Consider the following 17678-nt stretch of genomic DNA (forward strand, 5'->3'; position numbering starts at 1 on the left):
AGGTAAGCTTCGCAAAAGGCCGGATAGATTCACGCATCCAATGCCGTTGGGACCGAAGTTGAAAAACACCTTGCGCAGGGGGCGTCCATAGATTCGCTCCTTAAAGGCTACGATGAACCAGAAACCCTCCGTTGTTCAAATCCTCAAATCTGTCCCAAACGTGCTGACGTCAGACAAAATCAGTCTCAAAGACGTAGTGGCTGGCCCCTCTCGGCAGAATTGCTTTGCAATTCGCCTGCCGGGCAATGCATGGCCTTGAACCGTGCATTGACATCGCGCTGTTTGCCCCGTCCCACGCGGTCCACTGCCGTCTTTGTTCGGCATGGCCTCGAACCAGTGGCGGCCAATGCCTCACTGTCGTAGATGCCCCGCCCCGGCACGCCACCAAAGACGCGGAAGGCGTGCCAATGGGCATCGAATAACATCTCGTGCGCCTGAAGCGGATAAGCCCGTAGCAGAAAGGCGCGGCTGTGCGAAGCCGATCCTCCCGTCATGCCCGGGCAAAAGCCGCCATACGTCCGTAGGACCCATCGTAACCCAGCTTGGCCAGATCCTCATGTATCTGCTTTACGGTTCGTCGGTCTTTGCGCGACTTGCGCGTGTGTGCCAAAAGCCAGGCCGACAATCGATCCGCATACGGATCCAACTTGCTCGGCCGGGCCGGCGTCTTGAACTTCGGCTCGACCGCGCCCTCGCGCAGATACTTTCTGATGGTGTTGCGAGACAGTCCCGTACGTCGGGAAATCTCGCGAATTGGCATTTTATCACGCAATGCCCAACGTCTAATGACACTCAAAAATCCCATGTCGATCACTCCATATCTCCCCGACTGAAACCGTCAGGGCAATGTGTTCACATGGGTCAATTCTCAGTGAAAATTTTGGGGCCTACCGGGTCACTTCTCAGCGGAAATCAACAGATTTGTGCCGTCATTTACTCTTAACTTCGCTTTTAACTTCGCTCTCGTAGTCGTGGAGGCAGATGCAGGGGCGGGGGATCGTTCAGGTGCAGGTGCTCGATCTGCCGCCGCCGATGCCTATGGGCGCGTTGCATTTGCATGACGCACCCTTGAACGATGTCATATTGAGCCTGATTGATGCGTCGGAAAAAATGGCGCGCAAACTCATCTAAGCTTAGGGATGTGCGATGTCCGTCGATATACTGGCGTTTTCGAAGAGGGGCGTATCGACATCTCCTGTCTCACCTGTCCCGTGCTGATCTTTGGACGTCAACGGGATTTCTCTTTTGAGCCAGCTCATCACTCGTGAACTCTGAGGATGTCGCGGCAAATGTGCCGAACTCAGCGCCCAAAAGCTCTCGATGCTGAGGCTTTTTCCTTTGAAAGGCTCATGTAAGAGCTCGTCTTCCAAGTCGCTTATCACATAGGTTCTGGGAACCAACGCCAGACCGAGCCCATGCCTAGCCGCCGTGATCAGGGCTGCGCTGTTGTCGAAACGGGGTCCCTTGATTGCCCCCTTGTAGGGAATATCCGCGCTCCGCAACCATGTCAGCCAAAGATCAGGCCGGGTGGCATTTTGTAAACTCGGCAGCCGTTCGAAATCCAATGTGCCCAGAGACTTCTGCAAATCGGCGAGCTCTTTCGATGCGACCACGGTTAGGTTTTCGGACGCAAGCGGCTCCGCCCGAACGCCGCGCCATGTGCCTGCGCCTCGGCGGATCATCAGATCGGCATGGCTTTCATGGGGTGGCAAGCTGTTGTCTTTCATGCAAATTTCGATCAACACGTCGGGCATCGTGTCCCGTAGGCGTGGCAGGCGCGGGATCAGCCAATGGAGCGCAAAGCCAGCCGGTGCCTCTATGGTGAAAGCGTCCGAGAGGCTCTGTCCGCGAACGGCGTCGATTGCCGAGGTCTCAAGCTCCGAGAGAAGCCGATGAGTGTCCCTGAGATAGGCCTCCCCCACCTCCGTTAGCACGAGACGTGATCCGATGCGTTCAAACAGTTTGAGGCCGAGAAAGTGTTCAAGGGCGGCGATTTGTCGGCTGACGCCACTTTGCGTGATGCCAAGGGTCAGTGCGGCATGGGTAAAGCTGAGATGCCGGGCGGCGGCTTCGAAACATTCGAGAGCTGCGAGAGAAGGGATAAAACGGCGCATCTGAGAGAGGACTTTCTAATGAGTAAAACTCATGAAGGAATGCTTTTTTGCATCCTTCCCTTTTTTTGCCGTTCTGGCAAAGTGTTTTCAGAATGTCTTCATAATAAATAAGCCCAACGAGTCTCGCGGGCCGTGCTTTATGCGCGTCGCTCTACCGTGTGAGGTTGTTTTTTCATCATGATCAATCTTCATGCCAAACAGATCGCCGTGATCGGGGCCGGTATCATCGGGCTCTGTGTGGCTGAGCGGCTCCTGTCCGAAGGTCACAGTGTTTGCCTTATTGATCCCGGTGTGCCGGGAGGCGCGCAGGCCGCAAGCTATGGCAATGGGGCGTTCATCAGCCCGGCCTCTGTTGTTCCGATGACCGGGCCGGGGCTTTGGCGGCAGGTGCCGAAGATGCTGCTTGATCCGACCGGCGCGCTCTCTGTGCGGCTGCGCGATCTGCCGAGATTGCTGCCCTGGCTTTTGGCTTTTCTGTGCGCCGGGAATCGGCCCGAAAAAGTATCTTGCATCGCGCATGAGCTGAACATTCTGCTCCGGGACGCCCCTTTGCGCCATGCCGATCTTGCCGCGCGCGCCGGGCTGCCGGAGCTCATCCGACAGACCGGCCTGCTTTACGCCTTTCAGGATCGCGCCGCATGGTTGGTCGAGCGGCAAAGCTGGGACCTTCGAGCCGACTGTGGCGTTGTCATGCAAGAGTGCGACAGCGCGCGTCTGCGCGACTTGGCCCCGGATCTGGCCCCGGAGTACCGGTTTGGCCTCCTGATCGGGGAGGGTGCCTATTGCGTGGATCCGGGTGGGTATGTGGCAGGTTTGGCGCATGATCTCACGCGCGCTGGTGCGCAGATCAGGCGGGATCGCGTTTTGGGGCTTGATCTGACAGCGGGACGTTTGCGCGGGCTGCGGTGCGAAGGCGGAGATGTGCCCTGCACGGATGTGGTGATTGCGGCGGGGATTGCCTCCGCGCCCTTTGCCCGACAGGCGGGCGACCGCGTGCCGCTTGCTGCCGAGCGTGGCTATCATGTGGAAATCGCCAATGCGCCCATTAATCTCGATGTTCCGGTAATGCCGCAGGACGGAAAGATGGCCAATGTGACGACGCGGGGGGGCTTGCGCGCGGCTGGGCAGGTCGAAATTGCGTCCCCCGATGCGCCGCCGAACTGGGCGCGAGCTGACGTCTTGCTGGCCCATCTCGAACGCAGCTACCCGGCGCTCAGGGGGCAGGCGCACGATCTTCGTCGCTGGATGGGCTGTCGCCCGTCATTGCCGGACGGCAAGCCGGTGATCGGCCGCGCCACCGGCAGTCCCAATGTATTCTATGCCTTCGGACACGGTCATATCGGGCTTGCGTCTGCGCCAGCGACGGCGGAGATCGTGGCCGATCTGATCGAGGGCCGCAGGCCACGGCGCGATGCTTTGCCGTTCTCGCCTGCGCGGTTCCGTTCGCCCAGGGGACCGACATAAGTCCAACAAAACTCCGACGCTTTACCGACCGTCTTGACCAGAAAGACCATACTATGACTTTACCGCCGCTGACCGCTTTCGGTCCCGATTTCACCTTTGCCCATGACGACTGGCTAGCCCATCCGGCGGGTCTTGGCTCTGTGCCGAAAGATGTTCTTGGGACCGAGGTGGCGGTGATCGGGGCGGGAGCGGCGGGCATTGTCGCCGCCTATGAGTTGATGAAAATCGGTTTGAAACCCGTGATTTACGAGGCTGCGCGATTTGGTGGACGCCTCCGCTCCGAAGTGTTCGATGGCACGGGGTTCGAAGGCCGTGCGCCGGTGATCGCGGAGATGGGGGGGATGCGGTTCCCGGTGTCTTCGGCAGGGTTTTACCACTACCTCGATCTGATGGGGCTTGAGACGCGCGCTTTTCCGAACCCATTGACCAAGGCGGCCGGATCGACCGTGGTCGATCTCGAAGGGGAGACTATTTTTGCACGTGAATTGAGTGACTTGCCAAGGCTGTATCAGGAAATTTCCGACGCCTATTTGCGTGCGTTGGATGAGGGGGGCGCCTTCACCGAGTTGCAAACCGCCATTCGGGCCAAGGACGCCGCGCGGGTCAAATCGCTGTGGAATCCCATTGTTGCCGCCTGGGATGAACGCACGTTTTACGATTTCGTTACGAGTTCCGAGGCCTTTCAGGCGCTTAGTTTTCGCCATCGCGAGGTGTTTGGTCAGGTGGGTTTTGGCACCGGGGGGTGGGATTCGGATTTCCCCAATTCGATGCTTGAAATTCTGCGGGTCAATCTGCTCGGCTTCGATGACGATCAGCGCTATGTCGTGGGCGGTGTCGAAAGCCTGCTGCGTCGGCTTTGGCTGGCGGAGCCGCCCTGTGCGCATTGGTCGGAGGGCACCTCGCTTGCCTCTTTGCATGGCGGCGCAACTCGTTCAAGAGTCACGAAAATTTCCCGGAAATCCACCGAGGGGTCGCTGAATATCTGCGATCAATGGGGTAACGAAGGAGCATACGACGCGGTTCTGGTGACCTGTCAAAGCCATCTTCTGACCACCGCCATGGATGTGGACGAAAACCTTTTTGCCCAACCGCTTTGGATGGCGCTGGATCGCACCCGCTACATGCAGGCGGCAAAGACCTTTGTCATGGTCGATCGCCCATTTTGGACCGACACGGACCCGCAAACCGGGCGGCCCGTTATGTCGATGACCCTGACCGACCGGATCACCCGTGGCACTTATTTTTTCGACAACGGCCCGGATCAACCCGCGGCGATCTGTCTGTCCTATTCCTGGATGACGGATGCGCTCAAGCTTCTGCCGTTGAGTGATGAAAAACGAGTGGACTTGGCTTTGAAATCATTGAAGAAAATCTATCCCAATGTGGATGTCGCGCGCCATATTCGTGGCGTGCCCAAATGTATCAGCTGGGAGGCGGATGAGAATTTCCTGGGCGCGTTCAAGGGTGCTTTGCCGGGCCATTATCGCTACAATCACCGGGTCTATAGCCATTTCATGCAACAGGACATGCCGCCGGAACAGCGTGGCATTTTCCTCGCGGGGGACAGTGTGAGTTGGACGCCTGCTTGGGTCGAGGGGGCTGTTCAAACCGGGTTGAACGCCGTCTGGGGCATTGTCGCGCATCTTGGCGGTGCTTCAGATCCGGCCAATCCGGGGCCGGGGGATGTCTATGACGTACAGGGACCTGTGGCCTTGGAGGGGTGACGCCTCAAATGTGAAAAGCAGAGGCTGGCGCCTAATAAGTGCCTCAAATAAGTGCAATATGAAATCTTCTAAAAGCTTTGTAATAATTGACAAAAATTGGTATTTTGTCATATTTTCAGCTGTAGATAAAAGATGAAAAGGCCCGCCCACCCATGACCTCTCATTCTCGAAAAATCGGCATTATTGGTGCCGGGAAAATCGGTGTCGCCATTCATGATGCGCTGGCTGATATGGCGGGGGTGGAGCTGGTTTATATGCTGGCCGACCGGACACGCCCCGAGGGGGTGCCGGAGGGTCTGATCCTCACTGACATGTCGGAAGCTCTGGCGCAGGAGGTTGATCTTGTGATCGAGGCGGCGGTGCCGGAGGTGATCCATGCCCATGGTGCTACGATCCTCGCCAAAGGCGATCTTTGCGCCTTCAGTTGCACGGCGCTTTCACGGCCGGAGACCGAACAGGCCGTGCGAGCGGCATGTGAGGCGGCGGGGACAAGGTTTTTCGTGCCGCATGGCGCGGTCATGGCGCTAGACGGTTTGGCTGACGGACGCGATGTGATCACGCAAGTGACCATCACGACGATCAAAAGTGGACCTAGCCTTGGGCTTGCCGAAGATGCGCAGGGGGCGCTGTTCGAAGGATCGGCGCGGGAGGCCTGTTTGCAATTCCCACGCAACGTCAACGTTCATGCCGCCATTGCGCTGGCCGGGATCGGGTTTGATCGGACGCAAAGTCGTGTGGTCGCGGAGCCGGGTAAGGCGACGATGGAACATGTGATCCATGTCGAAGGCCAGGGTCTTGAATGGGATATTCGTGTGGCGTCCCAAGCGCTTGGCGGGGTGAGCGGCGCCTATACGCCGCGCTCTGCCGTGGGTTCGGTGCGCCGCCTTTTGGGAGGATCGGGCGTTAGCATCGCGTGAGGCCCGGTACCGTTTCTAAAGTCCGAAAGCTTTCATCAACATGCGCGCGGCCGTAAGGAACAGAAACACGGCGAAGATGCGTTTGAGTTTTTTTGCCGGTAGGCGATGCGCCAGCGCGACCCCCATGGGGGCCGAAATCAAGGTCATCGCGATGGTGGCGGCAAAGGCTGGTATGTTGATCAACCCGAGCGAAAACGGCGGCTTGTCGGTCAGGGTCCAGCCATGCAGCGCGAAACTAACGGTCGAGGGCAGGGCGATCAAAAGACCGAATCCCGCCGCCGTGCCGACGGCGCGATGCATCGACAGGCCGGAAAGGGTCAGAACCGGAACGCCGAAAGAGCCGCCGCCGATCCCCATCAGAACGGACAAAAAACCGATGCCGGAGCTGAGCGCAGAGCGCACAGGTTCGCCCGGCAGGCGATGGCTGTCCGGGGCTTCTTTCGGACCGCCAAAGGCCATTTGCGCGGAGACCACCATGCCGAGAACGCCGAAAATCGCCAGCAAGACATGGGAGGACAGGCGTGTGGCCACCAAAGTTCCGATCACCGCACCGATGACAATGCCCGGTGCCCATGTGCGCAGGATCTCCATGTCGACTGTGCCGCGTTTGCGATGCGATTGCACGGAGCGCAGGGAGGTGACGACGATGGTGGCCAAAGAGGTGGCGACACAGACCTGCATCAGATGAGCGCTCTCATAGCCCATGGTGGAAAACAGGAAGTAAAATGCGGGGACAAGGACAATGCCGCCGCCGAGGCCCAGAAGGCCCGCGATGATTCCTGCGACAAACCCGGTCGCGATAAGCACCGCGCCCAGTTGCAGGTAAAGCGTTAGATCGGTCATCAGCTCGTCCGCCCTTAGCCCAAGGTCAAGCCGCCGTCGACATGAAGGGTTGCGCCGGTGATCTGGGCGGCCTCATGCGACAAAAGAAAGGCGACGGTGGCGGCGATGTCATCGGGTTCGGTCAGCCGACCTGTGGGGGTGGCGTTCATCGCGGCGGAGAGCGTATCGGTGCTGACGGCAAGATGTCCGCCGCCCTGTTTTCGAGTGAAGCCGGGGACAACGGAGTTGACGGTTGTGCCGGTCGGGGCGAGTTGCAGGGCGAGCGCATCGACAAGCGCCTCTATCGCGGCTTTGGCGGCGGAGGTGGTCGGGAAACTCGTGCCCGCCTTGCCATGAACATGCGCAACGAAAGAGCTGATCGCGACGACGCGGCCCCAGGGCGAGGCCTCGAGATCCGGCAGGGCGGCGGTGACAAGCCCGGCGAAAGCACCCGGCATCATGGCGAAATCGCGCATCAGATCGTCATGGCTGAACTGGCCGAAGGGCGTTTTGGAGGCTTTGCCAGCATTGCTGACGATCTGGTCGATCTGGCCAAAGCTGTTTCGGGCCTGTGAGACCAATTGCGCCGGGATCGCAGGATCGGCCAGATCGCCGATTGCGGTGGTAACCTTGGCGCCTTTGCTGGTGCAGTCTTGCGCGACGGCTGTCAGGGCCTCAGCGTTTTTGCCGGTGTGCAGCATCAGGTTTGTCTCTGGACCTGCGCATCTGCGTGCGATGGCTGCGCCGATGCCGCTGGCTGCGCCAGTGATGATCAGGGTGCGTTTCTTGGTGTCGATCATGATGTCTTTGTTCCGTTCTTGGCCCGTGTCAGGGCGCACGCCGCGCGCAGGGCAGGGAGGGGCAGACCCCGTTTTCGTACCTTGCAATACGCGCGGCGTGACTTTGAGTATGAGTTTGGGAATGTCTCAACTCAAAATTTGTATATGGTATACTAAAGTGATCTGCAAGTACCTCTGACGCTTGGCGGCGTTTCTGTGTGGAATCTGTAGAGTGAATGCCTAATTCTCAATAAATATAGGCTAAAATTCATTTTTGACCTATCGAGCTGCGATTCTATTTGGGCTGGAATTGAGTGAGATGACTGCGTCTCATGAGACGTTTTTAAAAATTCAGAATACCAAAATATGAATTCAGCTTCAGTAATGCGTCCATAAAACAGGCGAGGTGCGATCAATTATTGTGCGAATAGGTCTCGTTTGACTGTGGTTGGCCGAGATTGACGAGATAAGCTCTGCCGGGCGTTGACATGGTTTTCGCCCGCTCCATAGGCTGAGATCAGGGAATGTCGACACTCATTGAGAAGAACCCGAAAAATCGGGACAGACGCCTTAGCCAACGGGAAAATAAATGAACGCACTTCATCGTACTGCACTTCGTGCCGCGCTCTCGCGCGCGCTCGTCTCTACGCTCTTGCTTGGAGCGGCTTTGCCCGCCCATGCCGCGGGCATCACGATCGCGATCGGATCCGAGCCAACCACCCTTGACCCGCAACAGCGCGATGACGGCGCAGAGCGCGCGGTCACGGACAATATTTTTGAAACTCTTCTCGAACGCACGCAGGACGGGACCCTCGTTCCGGGGCTCGCCGCCGAGATGCCGACGCAGATCGACGATCTGACCTGGGAGTTCAAGCTGACCCCGGATGTGAGCTTTACCAACGGTGAGCCGTTCAACGCGGCCTCTGTCGTCGCCTCTGTGGCGCGCATTATCGACCCCGACTACAATTCGGAACAAATCGCCTATCTCGGCACCATCGAGGGCGCTGAAGCGGTGGACGATCTGACTGTGCATATCAAAACAACCGCGCCTGACCCCGTGCTGCCCGCGCGTATGTATTGGATGAAAATGGTGCCCGCGACCTATGCGGAGGACGAAAGCTTTGGCCGGGAACCTGTGGGCACCGGGCCGTATATGTTCTCGGAATGGGCGCCGGGTGAGGGGATCACCCTGGTGCGCAACGATGCCTATTGGGGTGAGGCGCCCGAGATCGACGACGTGACCTATCGGTTCATCGGCGAGGCGGGGACACGGCTTTCGGGGCTGATGGCCGGTGAGTTGGATGTGATCCGCAACCTCTACCCCGAATTTGCCGCAGCCGTCCCGCAAGCGATTACCACGCAGGGGCTTGAAACCTCGACGCTCATTTTGTCGACGGCCAACCCGGTGATGGAAGACCCGAAAGTGCGCAAGGCGCTGAACCTCGCGATTGACCGCAAGGCTCTGGCCGAAAGTCTGTTCGTCGGCAATGCGGTCCCGGTCTATGGCCAGATCGTGAACCCGAAAAGCTTTGGCTTCAACGACAGCCTGCCGCAATACGACTATGACCCTGAGGCCGCCAAGGCGCTGATCGAAGAGGCCGGGGCTACGGGCAAGACCATCACGCTTGTGGGAGAATCCGGGCGCTGGCTCAAGGACCGCGAGCTGATCGAGGCGGTCGGGGCCTATTGGTCTGAGATCGGGCTGACGGTGGACATTCGCATCGAGGAATTCGGCGAATATCTCAATCAGCTCTTCGACAAGGAAAACCGTCCCGACGCGATTTTCGTGACCAACTCGGACGAGCTTCTGGATGCGGACCGTCCGATGACCGCAACGCTCGAATATAACGCCAGCTATGCTTCCAATGTCGACGAAGAGATGGCGGCGCAAATTCAGGCGGCACGCTCTGAAACCGATGTCGAGGCGCGCAAGGCGCTTTATGCCGAGATCACGCAGAAAGCCTATGATCTCGACTATCTCGCCCCGCTTCTCAACCAGGAAGACATCTACGGGTTGAGCGAACGGCTTGAGTGGACCCCGCGTATCGACGCGAAGCTTCTCGTCAAGGAAATGTCCGTCTCCGAGTGATCCTTCACGCATTTTGAGACGCATATCTTTCGCAGGCAGAGCGGCACGTCCGCTCTGTCCCACGCAAATACAGACGATATGGGGCGGACTTATGGGGACGTTCATTTTGAGAAGAGCTTTTCAGGGCCTTCTCGTGGTGCTTGGTGTAACGATTGTGGTGTTTATTGCCACGCGGCTGATTGGAGACCCGGCCAAGGTCATGTTGCCGCTCTCCGCCACTGACGCGCAGCGCGCGGCGTTTGAGGCACAATTCGGGCTGGACAAGCCGCTCGACCAACAATTCTTCGCCTTCATCGGCGATCTGATGTCTTTCGACTTTGGCGAAAGCATCTGGCAACGCAAGCCCGCGCTTGATGTGGTGCTGGGCAAGCTTCCGAAGACACTTGAACTGATCGGGGCCGGTATGTTTCTGGCCGTGGCGATCGGCATTCCTCTGGGGGCCATCGCGGCGGTGCGACCGGACGGGCTTTTCGATCGTCTGATCGTCGGGCTGAGCCTGACCGGCCTGTCGATCCCGCAATTCTGGCTCGGGCTTTTGCTGATCATGATCTTCGCGGTGGGGCTTGGCTGGGTGCCGACCTCGGGGACGGGGACGCTGGCGCATCTGATCCTACCTGCGGTGACGCTTGCCGTTCCTGCGATGGCGCGGATCATGATGCTGGTGCGCTCATCGGTGATCAACGAGCTTAATCAGCAATATGTCCGCACCGCCAAGGCGCGTGGCCTGCCTTTTGTTCGGGTGCTGTTCCAACATGCCATGCGCAATGCGCTTGTGCCGGTTCTGACCCTTGCGGGCTGGGAAGTGATCAGCGCCTGGGCGGGGTATACGGTTGTCGTTGAGACGGTCTTCGCCTGGCCGGGGCTGGGGTTCACCGCCATGAAAGCCATCGGTCAAAGCGATCTCTTCCTGCTTCAGGCCATCGTCTTCGTCGTCGCGGTCGGCATCGTGATCGTCAATATCCTGCTCGATGTGCTGTTCAAGCTGATCGACCCGCGCATCAAGGACGCCTGAGCCATGACCGTGACTTCGACCTCCTCTCTTCCTGACACATCCCTGAAACAAGGCCTGCTCATGTCCCTCGCTCCTGTCGGGCGCTTTCTCTCCGAATTATGGCGTGACAAGGCCGGGTTCGCGGGCTTCGCCTTTCTTGTCCTTCTGGTGCTCGTTGCGCTCTTCGCGCCGCTGATCGCGCCGCATGATCCGGCCGCGCAATCCGTCATGGCGCGGCTCAAACCGCCGATCTGGATGGACGGCAGCGCGCCGGGGCACCTTTTGGGCACCGATATGCTGGGCCGGGACATTCTTTCACGGCTTCTGTACGGTGCGCGATCCTCGCTTTTGGTGTCGGTCTCTGTCGTTGCTCTTGCGGGCAGTTTCGGCGTCATGGCCGGACTGATTGCGGGCTATAAGGGCGGCCTGACCGATGCCGTGATCATGCGCATCGTCGATGTTCAGGTGGCCTTTCCGGGTCTCTTGCTGACGCTCTTGCTTGTGGCCGTGATCGGCCCGTCAACCACGACAATCATCGTGGTTTTGGCCTTCTCGAACTGGATGATCTACACCCGCGTCGTGCGCGGTATCGTGATGTCGCTGCGCCAGACGCCCTTTATCGAAGCCGCCGAAGTTATCGGCTGCAAAAGCTCGCGGATCATCGTCAAACACATCCTGCCGAACCTGATCGCACCGCTTCTGACATTGGGCATTCTGGAATTCACCAATATCATCCTCGCCGAAGCGGCGCTCTCTTTTCTTGGCCTCGGGGTGCAACCTCCGGCGACCAGCTGGGGCCTCGATGTGGCGGGCGGCAAGAATTACATGATGATCGCCTGGTGGCCGATCACCTTCCCGGGCCTCGCCATCGCGCTGACGGTGCTCTCCATCAATCTTTTCGCCAACTGGCTGCGTGTCACCACCGAGCCTGCCGAGCGCGAAAAACGCTACGCCCGGGGCCGCGCCGCCAAGATGCGCCGCACCAAAGCCTGACGGGTAGAGAAGGACGATAACAATGGCAAACGCACATCCGACACCGATCCTCGAAGTCCGTGATCTTTGCGTCGAATTCGACACGATGGCAGGGCTCGTTCAGGGGCTTCGCGGGGTCTCCTTCTCCGTCATGCCCGGCGAGACCATGGCGCTCGTGGGCGAAAGCGGCTCCGGTAAAAGCGTGACCGCGCAGGCGATCATGGGGCTCATCGGTCTTCCGGGGCGGATTTCCTCGGGCGACATCCTTTGGAAGGGCCAGTCGCTTTTGACCCGTGAGGGGCAGAAGGCTGCGGGCAAGCTCAGGGGCAAATCCGTCTCCATGGTGTTTCAGGATCCAATGACCTCGCTCAACCCTCTGATGACCATCGGGGCGCATCTCATCGAGGTCTTGCGCCGTCACATGGGGCTTTCGAAAGACAAGGCCTTCGCGCGCGGGGTCGAGTTGCTCGACGCTGTGGGCATCACAGAACCCAAACGGCGCATGGGGCAATATCCGCATGAATTTTCCGGCGGGATGCGCCAGCGCGTGATGATCGCGCTCGCCATCGCCTGTGAGCCAGAGCTTTTGATCGCGGATGAGCCGACGACGGCACTGGACGTGACCATTCAGGCGCAGGTGCTCGATCTTCTGGCCGATCTTCAGAAATCCATGGGGCTGTCCATCGTTTTGATCACCCATGATCTGGGCATCGTCGCCGGGCTTTGTGAAAAGGTCGCGGTGATGTACGCAGGCTCTATCGTGGAGGCGGGCACGGCGAAAACCGTGTTCGACCATGCCGAGCACCCCTATACGCAGGGGCTGATCCGCTCGACGCCGCGGCTCGATGACCGGCGCGCGCGTTTGATTTCCATCGATGGGGCGCCGCCCAGCCTGTTGCACCCGCCGAAAGGCTGTGCCTTCCAATCCCGTTGTCCGGTGTCCTCGCGTCAATGCGATGAAAAACCGGCGCGTCAAGCCACGCCCGAAGGCGGCTCGGTCTCTTGCTGGACACCTTCTGTGGCGGCCTGGAGCGAGCCGTCCGAAAGCCCGACAGGAGGGCAGGCGCGATGACCGATCAATCCAATCGTTTCGAGGCGGATCATGCCGTCGCAGCCGACATGCCGATCCTGTCTGTGCGCGGTCTGGGCGTCACCTTCGATGGGGAGCGCGAACGGCCCTTTGGCCCGCCAAAGAAAATCCAGGCGCTCGACAATATCACCTTTGATCTGGAGCGGGGTAAGACGCTTGGCCTTGTGGGAGAATCCGGCTCTGGCAAATCGACCCTCGGGCGCGCCATCCTGCGGCGGTTGCCGATCTCCGAGGGGCGAGTGATTTTCGACGGTCGGGATATTTCCAATGTCAAAGGCGAGGCGCTGCGCCGTCTCACCCGTGACATTCAACTGATCTTTCAGGACCCCTACACAAGCCTCAACCCGCGCATGAAAGTGCTCGAACTCATCGCTGAGCCTTTGCTGGTGCATGGGCTGGTCTCCTCTTTGGAAGAAGCCCGTGATCAGGTCGGCGAGCTGATGCGTCTGGTGAACCTGCCGCTCGATGCGCTGGATCGTTTCCCGCATGGCTTCTCTGGCGGTCAGCGTCAGAGGATCGGCATCGCCCGTGCGCTGGCGCTCAAACCACGGCTCATCATCGCCGACGAGCCGGTCTCGGCGCTCGATGTGTCGGTGCGGGCGCAGGTGGTGAACCTGATGCAGGATCTGCAACAGGAGCTTGGCCTGACCTATGTGTTCATCGCCCACGATCTTTCTGTCGTGCGTCATATTTCCCATGACATCGCGATCCTGCATCGCGGGCATATGGTCGAAATGGCGGAGCGCGATGCGCTTTATGACACGCCCGAGCATCCCTATACCAAAGTGCTTTTGTCCGCCGTGCCGGAACCCGATCCGGCGCTGCGACGCAATGGCGATTGCGCGCTTGAGGCGCATCGTCCACCGGAGTTGAACCTGTCCGGGCCGGGATGCCGATATCGCGATTGTTGTGACAAATCCGGCGGGCATTGCCAGAGGGAGGCGCCGCCCTTCGCCAAGCATCGCGGTGGGCATTGGGCGGCCTGTTGGCATGTCTCCACAGATTGATTTCCATTGATCTCCGAAGTGAAAGCCGGACGGAGAAGGGGCGCTTATGGCGCCCCTTTTTATCACGCCCCTATTTTACCGGCCCAGTTTCGTGCCGTCCTTGCGCGGGTCCGAACCGGCGATCAGCCCACCGTCTGGTCCGCGCATCACGCATTGCGCGCCCCCGAAATCGCTGCGCCCGCCCAACTCGCCCGCACCGTTGGCATCTTCGAATCCGGCAGCTTTGAGCGCTACGGCAAAGGCCGGATCGCTGCCGCTCTCCAACGCAATCTGGGTGTCGCTTTCAAGCCGCCAGCGCGGGGCGTTCATCGCCTCTTGGACATCCTGACCCCAGGCGGCGAGGCGCATCATCATCTGGATATGGCCCTGAGGCTGCATCAATCCGCCCACCACACCAAAGACGGCATGAAACCGACCGTCTTTCAACGCGGCAGCCGGGATCACTGTATGATAGGGCCGTTTGCCGCCCGCGACGCCGTTGATGTGACCGGGGGCGGAAAATCCGTGGCCACGGTTTTGCAGACAAATCCCAAGTTCCGGCACACCGATCCCCGATCCGAAGCGTTTGAACACGCTGCTCATGAGCGTCACGGCAAAGCCCTCGCGGTCGACAATGGCGGTGCAGACCGTGTTGCCGGACGGGTCCGCCACGGTTTTGCGCGCGTATTTCATCCCTTCGCGGGTGGCTTTGACGACCTCGACCATGCTCATCGGATCAGAGATCGGTAGATCCATCGTATTGAGAACCTCCAGCGCCTTCAGCACCCCGATCCCATGGGTGTTGGGCGGACATTCGAGCACTTCGATGCCTTTGAACATGCGCCGCACCGGGCGGTCGTAAAAACCTTGATGGGATGCGAGGTCTTCTGTCGTCAACAAAGCACCGCGCGCCTTTGCGGCACGCTCAATCGCCTCTGCTCTTTCTCCTTTGTAAAACGCATCTGGCCCGTCTTTGGCGAGGGCGTCCAAAAGATCGGCAAGGGCCGGGTTTTGGAAGAGATCACCCGCCTTGGGAATGGCGTCGCCTTTGTAGATGGCATTTGAGGCCGGGTCGTTTTGAATAACCTGCGCGAAGATGCGCCATTCACGGGCACAAATCGGTGCGACCGCAAACCCCTCTCTGGCGAGTTTGGCGGCAGGCGCCAGAAGATCGGCAAAGGGCAGGCGGCCGAAACGCGCATGAAGATCGGCCCAGCCACGGGCCAGCCCGGGGACTGTGACGGAATAGGGGTGGCGTTCGGGGATTTTTTGCCCGGGCAGATCGGCGACGTGCTCTGCGGTGAGCGCGATGGGGCTTTTGCCGGTGCCATTATAGGTGAGAGGCGGCTCTCCCGGAGGCAATAGCATGGCAAGACTGTCGCCGCCCAGTCCAGTGGCCATGGGTTCGACCACGCCAAGGATTGCGTCTGCGGCGATGGCGGCATCCACTGCTGTGCCGCCTCGGCCGAGCATCTCCATGGCGGTCTGTGCGGCAAGAGGGTGGCCGGTCGCGACAGCTTCCGTCTTTGCACTCAGGCTTTTGCCAGAAACGGAGCGGTCGGGAGAGGGGGGCGAGGAGAACTCAGTTGAAGTCACTGGCGAAGTTACGGGGGGCGTCACGGGTGTGCGGTCCTTATTTTGGGCGTTTGTTTTGATCTTTTCTGACTCATTTTGCAGGGTTGCAGAGGAAAAGTCAGTATTTAGTATTTTTAAATGTGACCGAATATTTTGCATAATTTTAAAAAATCATTAAATACCAGTATGATGCAATATTTTTTGAGTTTTTATATTTTTGCCCAGAAGAGTGGACGCTCTATTTGGTATACAGTATGGTGAATTGAGGCCCAAAGAATCTCGCATTCCCCTAACGCCGACAGGGTCTCACCAAGACGCATAACATTTGACGCAAAACCAACACGGAGACGGAAATGGGCAAGGTCCTTAATCCCGACGAACTTCGCACAGCACTTGAAACCGCCATTCGCGGCAACACCGCCAACGCTTCGCCGTTCAGCCTGGCCTGGGCCAGTGGCAAGCTGTCGCGCGCACATCTCGCGCGCTGGTGTGAGAACCATTATCACTATGTCGGCCCCTTCGCCGAATACCTCGCCTATGTCTACGCGCGTCTGCCCGCAGAGATGGAGGAGGCCAAGGATTTCATGTTGCAAAACATGTATGAAGAAGAGCTGGCCGCCGACCGCCACACCGATCTTCTGATCCGCTTTGGTGAGGCTTGCGGCACCACCGGCGAGCGCATGAAGAACATCGAGAATGCCAATGCGACCACCCGCGCGCTTCAGGCATGGTGCTATTCAACCGCGATGCGCGAAGACCCGATCGTCGCCATCGCCGGTCTTGTGGTCGGTCTCGAAAGCCAGGTGCCGTCGATCTACCGCAAACAGACCCCGACACTGCGTGAGAAATACGGGTTCACCGATGAAGAGGTCGAATTCTTTGATCTGCACATCGTCTCTGACGAAATTCACGGTGAACGTGGCTATCAGATCGTTCTGGAACATGCCCGCACCTATGAGCTTCAGCAGAAATGTCTGAAAATCTGTGAGGTCGGTGCCCAGATGCGTCTGCTCTACACGACGTCGCTCTACAACGATTACGTCGGTTCCGAGATCCCGCTCACCGAGCTGGGTCTGGCGGCCTGATCCTGTCACGAGAGGGCGGGGGCACCCGTCCTCTCCAAACCGGAAGAACCCATGCCAAAAGTCACACTGCACAAGGGCGGTGAGGTGTTTGTCGACGACGTCGATCCGAACACCAACCTCGTCGTCCGCGCCGGGATCAAGAAATTTCCCTATCCCAATCTCGATTACAAATGCGGCATGGGGAAATGTTCGACCTGCACCTGCCGTATCATCAGCGGCGGCGAGCATCTCGAAGCGCCGAACTGGAAGGAAAAACGCCAGTTGGGCGACAAGCTCGACGAAGGGTATCGCCTCGCCTGCCAGCTTTGGGTGTCCGAGGACATCGAGTTGACACAAGAGGTCTGAGCCTGCCGGACCCGCCGCATCAGGCGGGCCTTTCCCCGATCACACCCATTTCTATGAGACAAAGACGAGGGACAGCCATGTTCGTCATTCTGACCACGAAACCTGAAGAATTCCACACTGTCATGGGCGAGGGAGTCACCTCCGTCGAATCCTATGACTATATTTTCTACGGCCGCAAACGGGCCAATTTCACCATCGCCGAACTGGATGGCGTGGACCGGATCACCATCGTCGAAGATGCGCCGCCTCATATCACCAACAAAGTGCCGAGCAAGCTGTTCGAGAGCTTCGACACGCTCGAAGAGGCGCGCGACGAACTCAACACGCTGACCCATTACGGCAGCATGGATATCGAGCTGCGCCTCGTCTGAGGCGCGCCGAGCTGACCGATAGAAACACAAAGCCGCGAGCCCATGGACAAGATCAGCATTACATTCATCCCGAACGAGAACAAAACAATCTCCGTTGACAGCGGCAGCAATCTGTTGCGGGCCTCGCTGCGCGAAAAGGGAGGCATCCCCTTCAAATGCGGCGGTGGGTTCTGTGGCACATGTCGCTGCAAAATTGTCGAGGGGCTGGAGCATACTGACGATGTGAAAGCCAAGGAGCGCAAGCATCTGAGCGACGAGGATGTGGAGAACGGCTTTCGCATGGCCTGCCAGACCTTTGTCAGTGGCGATGTGAAAATCTCCTGGGGGTGATGGCCGGGCTGATGGTCCTCCTGC

General features: G+C 59.0%; 17 protein-coding genes and 1 pseudogene. 13 read left to right on the forward strand and 5 right to left on the reverse strand.

Annotation, left to right across the window (positions count from 1 at the left end; translation table 11 throughout):
• Positions 1-248: 248 nt before the first annotated feature.
• A pseudogene (locus tag C8N42_RS18090) lies at positions 249-805 on the reverse strand (IS21 family transposase); the annotation flags it as partial.
• Between the two features lie 200 nt (positions 806-1005).
• On the opposite strand from C8N42_RS18090, the gene C8N42_RS22110 reads away from it, so the two are divergent.
• Positions 1006-1131: a hypothetical protein gene (locus C8N42_RS22110; RefSeq protein ID WP_281261423.1), complete on the forward strand. Its 126-nt coding sequence runs from the start codon at positions 1006-1008 to the stop codon at positions 1129-1131.
• 2 nt (positions 1132-1133) lie between these two features.
• Here the strand turns inward: C8N42_RS22110 and C8N42_RS18095 are convergent, their stop codons facing one another.
• Positions 1134-2114, reverse strand: a complete 981-nt coding sequence (locus C8N42_RS18095; protein WP_107817898.1) for a LysR substrate-binding domain-containing protein — start codon at positions 2112-2114, stop codon at positions 1134-1136.
• A 177-nt stretch (positions 2115-2291) separates the two neighbouring features.
• Between C8N42_RS18095 and C8N42_RS18100 the strand changes: the two genes are divergently transcribed.
• From C8N42_RS18100 to C8N42_RS18110, 3 genes are all read left to right on the forward strand, one after another.
• Entirely contained in the window at positions 2292-3578 is a 1287-nt protein-coding gene (locus C8N42_RS18100; RefSeq protein WP_107817899.1) for an NAD(P)/FAD-dependent oxidoreductase, read from the forward strand.
• 53 nt (positions 3579-3631) lie between these two features.
• A complete protein-coding gene (locus tag C8N42_RS18105) occupies positions 3632-5302 on the forward strand; it encodes a flavin monoamine oxidase family protein (RefSeq protein WP_107817900.1) in 1671 nt (556 codons plus the stop codon).
• A 152-nt stretch (positions 5303-5454) separates the two neighbouring features.
• Entirely contained in the window at positions 5455-6219 is a 765-nt protein-coding gene (locus tag C8N42_RS18110; protein ID WP_107817901.1) for an aspartate dehydrogenase domain-containing protein, read from the forward strand.
• Positions 6220-6234: 15 nt separating this feature from the next.
• Here the strand turns inward: C8N42_RS18110 and C8N42_RS18115 are convergent, their stop codons facing one another.
• Both C8N42_RS18115 and C8N42_RS18120 read right to left on the reverse strand, forming a co-directional pair.
• Positions 6235-7062 carry a sulfite exporter TauE/SafE family protein gene (locus C8N42_RS18115; protein WP_107817902.1) on the reverse strand — a complete coding sequence of 276 codons (828 nt, stop codon included), beginning with the start codon at positions 7060-7062 and terminating at the stop codon, positions 6235-6237.
• 14 nt (positions 7063-7076) lie between these two features.
• Positions 7077-7841: an SDR family NAD(P)-dependent oxidoreductase gene (locus tag C8N42_RS18120; RefSeq protein WP_107817903.1), complete on the reverse strand. Its 765-nt coding sequence runs from the start codon at positions 7839-7841 to the stop codon at positions 7077-7079.
• A 568-nt stretch (positions 7842-8409) separates the two neighbouring features.
• Here C8N42_RS18120 and C8N42_RS18125 point away from each other — a divergent pair.
• From C8N42_RS18125 to C8N42_RS18145, 5 genes are all read left to right on the forward strand, one after another.
• Positions 8410-9909, forward strand: a complete 1500-nt coding sequence (locus C8N42_RS18125; RefSeq protein WP_107817904.1) for an ABC transporter substrate-binding protein — start codon at positions 8410-8412, stop codon at positions 9907-9909.
• 91 nt (positions 9910-10000) lie between these two features.
• Positions 10001-10921, forward strand: coding sequence for an ABC transporter permease (locus tag C8N42_RS18130; protein ID WP_107817905.1), 921 nt, complete (start codon positions 10001-10003; stop codon positions 10919-10921).
• 3 nt (positions 10922-10924) lie between these two features.
• Complete coding sequence (locus C8N42_RS18135) at positions 10925-11893, forward strand: ABC transporter permease (protein ID WP_107817906.1); 969 nt, start codon at positions 10925-10927, stop codon at positions 11891-11893.
• A 22-nt stretch (positions 11894-11915) separates the two neighbouring features.
• Positions 11916-12944, forward strand: coding sequence for an ABC transporter ATP-binding protein (locus C8N42_RS18140; RefSeq protein ID WP_107817907.1), 1029 nt, complete (start codon positions 11916-11918; stop codon positions 12942-12944).
• The gene (locus tag C8N42_RS18145; protein WP_107817908.1) at positions 12941-13969 is read left to right on the forward strand and encodes an ABC transporter ATP-binding protein; all 1029 of its coding nucleotides are present in this window, start codon (positions 12941-12943) and stop codon (positions 13967-13969) included. Before C8N42_RS18140 ends, C8N42_RS18145 begins: the two co-directional genes overlap by 4 nt.
• A gap of 75 nt (positions 13970-14044) precedes the next feature.
• Here the strand turns inward: C8N42_RS18145 and C8N42_RS18150 are convergent, their stop codons facing one another.
• Entirely contained in the window at positions 14045-15568 is a 1524-nt protein-coding gene (locus tag C8N42_RS18150) for a gamma-glutamyltransferase family protein (RefSeq protein ID WP_245890276.1), read from the reverse strand.
• A 308-nt stretch (positions 15569-15876) separates the two neighbouring features.
• Here C8N42_RS18150 and C8N42_RS18155 point away from each other — a divergent pair, with 308 nt between their 5' ends.
• From C8N42_RS18155 to C8N42_RS18170, 4 genes are all read left to right on the forward strand, one after another.
• Entirely contained in the window at positions 15877-16608 is a 732-nt protein-coding gene (locus C8N42_RS18155; protein ID WP_107817910.1) for an iron-containing redox enzyme family protein, read from the forward strand.
• Between the two features lie 51 nt (positions 16609-16659).
• Positions 16660-16953 (forward strand): 2Fe-2S iron-sulfur cluster-binding protein, encoded by a 294-nt coding sequence (locus C8N42_RS18160; RefSeq protein WP_107817911.1) that lies wholly within the window; start codon positions 16660-16662, stop codon positions 16951-16953.
• Positions 16954-17030: 77 nt separating this feature from the next.
• Positions 17031-17324: a ferredoxin gene (locus C8N42_RS18165; protein ID WP_107817912.1), complete on the forward strand. Its 294-nt coding sequence runs from the start codon at positions 17031-17033 to the stop codon at positions 17322-17324.
• 42 nt (positions 17325-17366) lie between these two features.
• The gene (locus tag C8N42_RS18170) at positions 17367-17654 is read left to right on the forward strand and encodes a 2Fe-2S iron-sulfur cluster-binding protein (RefSeq protein ID WP_107817913.1); all 288 of its coding nucleotides are present in this window, start codon (positions 17367-17369) and stop codon (positions 17652-17654) included.
• The last annotated feature ends 24 nt before the right edge of the window (positions 17655-17678 follow it).

This window comes from Celeribacter persicus (assembly GCF_003050785.1).
Classification (GTDB): Bacteria; Pseudomonadota; Alphaproteobacteria; order Rhodobacterales; family Rhodobacteraceae; genus Celeribacter; species Celeribacter persicus.

What these genes read in the sequence shown, in the direction of transcription:
- C8N42_RS18095 (WP_107817898.1), bottom strand. Translation starts at nt 2,114, where the DNA reads ATGCGCCGTTTTATCCCTTCTCTCGCAGCTCTCGAATGTTTCGAAGCC.
- C8N42_RS18170 (WP_107817913.1), top strand. Translation starts at nt 17,367, where the DNA reads ATGGACAAGATCAGCATTACATTCATCCCGAACGAGAACAAAACAATC.
- C8N42_RS18145 (WP_107817908.1), top strand. Translation starts at nt 12,941, where the DNA reads ATGACCGATCAATCCAATCGTTTCGAGGCGGATCATGCCGTCGCAGCC.
- C8N42_RS18165 (WP_107817912.1), top strand. Translation starts at nt 17,031, where the DNA reads ATGTTCGTCATTCTGACCACGAAACCTGAAGAATTCCACACTGTCATG.
- C8N42_RS18130 (WP_107817905.1), top strand. Translation starts at nt 10,001, where the DNA reads ATGGGGACGTTCATTTTGAGAAGAGCTTTTCAGGGCCTTCTCGTGGTG.
- C8N42_RS18120 (WP_107817903.1), bottom strand. Translation starts at nt 7,841, where the DNA reads ATGATCGACACCAAGAAACGCACCCTGATCATCACTGGCGCAGCCAGC.
- C8N42_RS18110 (WP_107817901.1), top strand. Translation starts at nt 5,455, where the DNA reads ATGACCTCTCATTCTCGAAAAATCGGCATTATTGGTGCCGGGAAAATC.
- C8N42_RS18125 (WP_107817904.1), top strand. Translation starts at nt 8,410, where the DNA reads ATGAACGCACTTCATCGTACTGCACTTCGTGCCGCGCTCTCGCGCGCG.
- C8N42_RS18155 (WP_107817910.1), top strand. Translation starts at nt 15,877, where the DNA reads ATGGGCAAGGTCCTTAATCCCGACGAACTTCGCACAGCACTTGAAACC.
- C8N42_RS18100 (WP_107817899.1), top strand. Translation starts at nt 2,292, where the DNA reads ATGATCAATCTTCATGCCAAACAGATCGCCGTGATCGGGGCCGGTATC.
- C8N42_RS18135 (WP_107817906.1), top strand. Translation starts at nt 10,925, where the DNA reads ATGACCGTGACTTCGACCTCCTCTCTTCCTGACACATCCCTGAAACAA.
- C8N42_RS18115 (WP_107817902.1), bottom strand. Translation starts at nt 7,062, where the DNA reads ATGACCGATCTAACGCTTTACCTGCAACTGGGCGCGGTGCTTATCGCG.
- C8N42_RS18105 (WP_107817900.1), top strand. Translation starts at nt 3,632, where the DNA reads ATGACTTTACCGCCGCTGACCGCTTTCGGTCCCGATTTCACCTTTGCC.
- C8N42_RS18140 (WP_107817907.1), top strand. Translation starts at nt 11,916, where the DNA reads ATGGCAAACGCACATCCGACACCGATCCTCGAAGTCCGTGATCTTTGC.
- C8N42_RS18160 (WP_107817911.1), top strand. Translation starts at nt 16,660, where the DNA reads ATGCCAAAAGTCACACTGCACAAGGGCGGTGAGGTGTTTGTCGACGAC.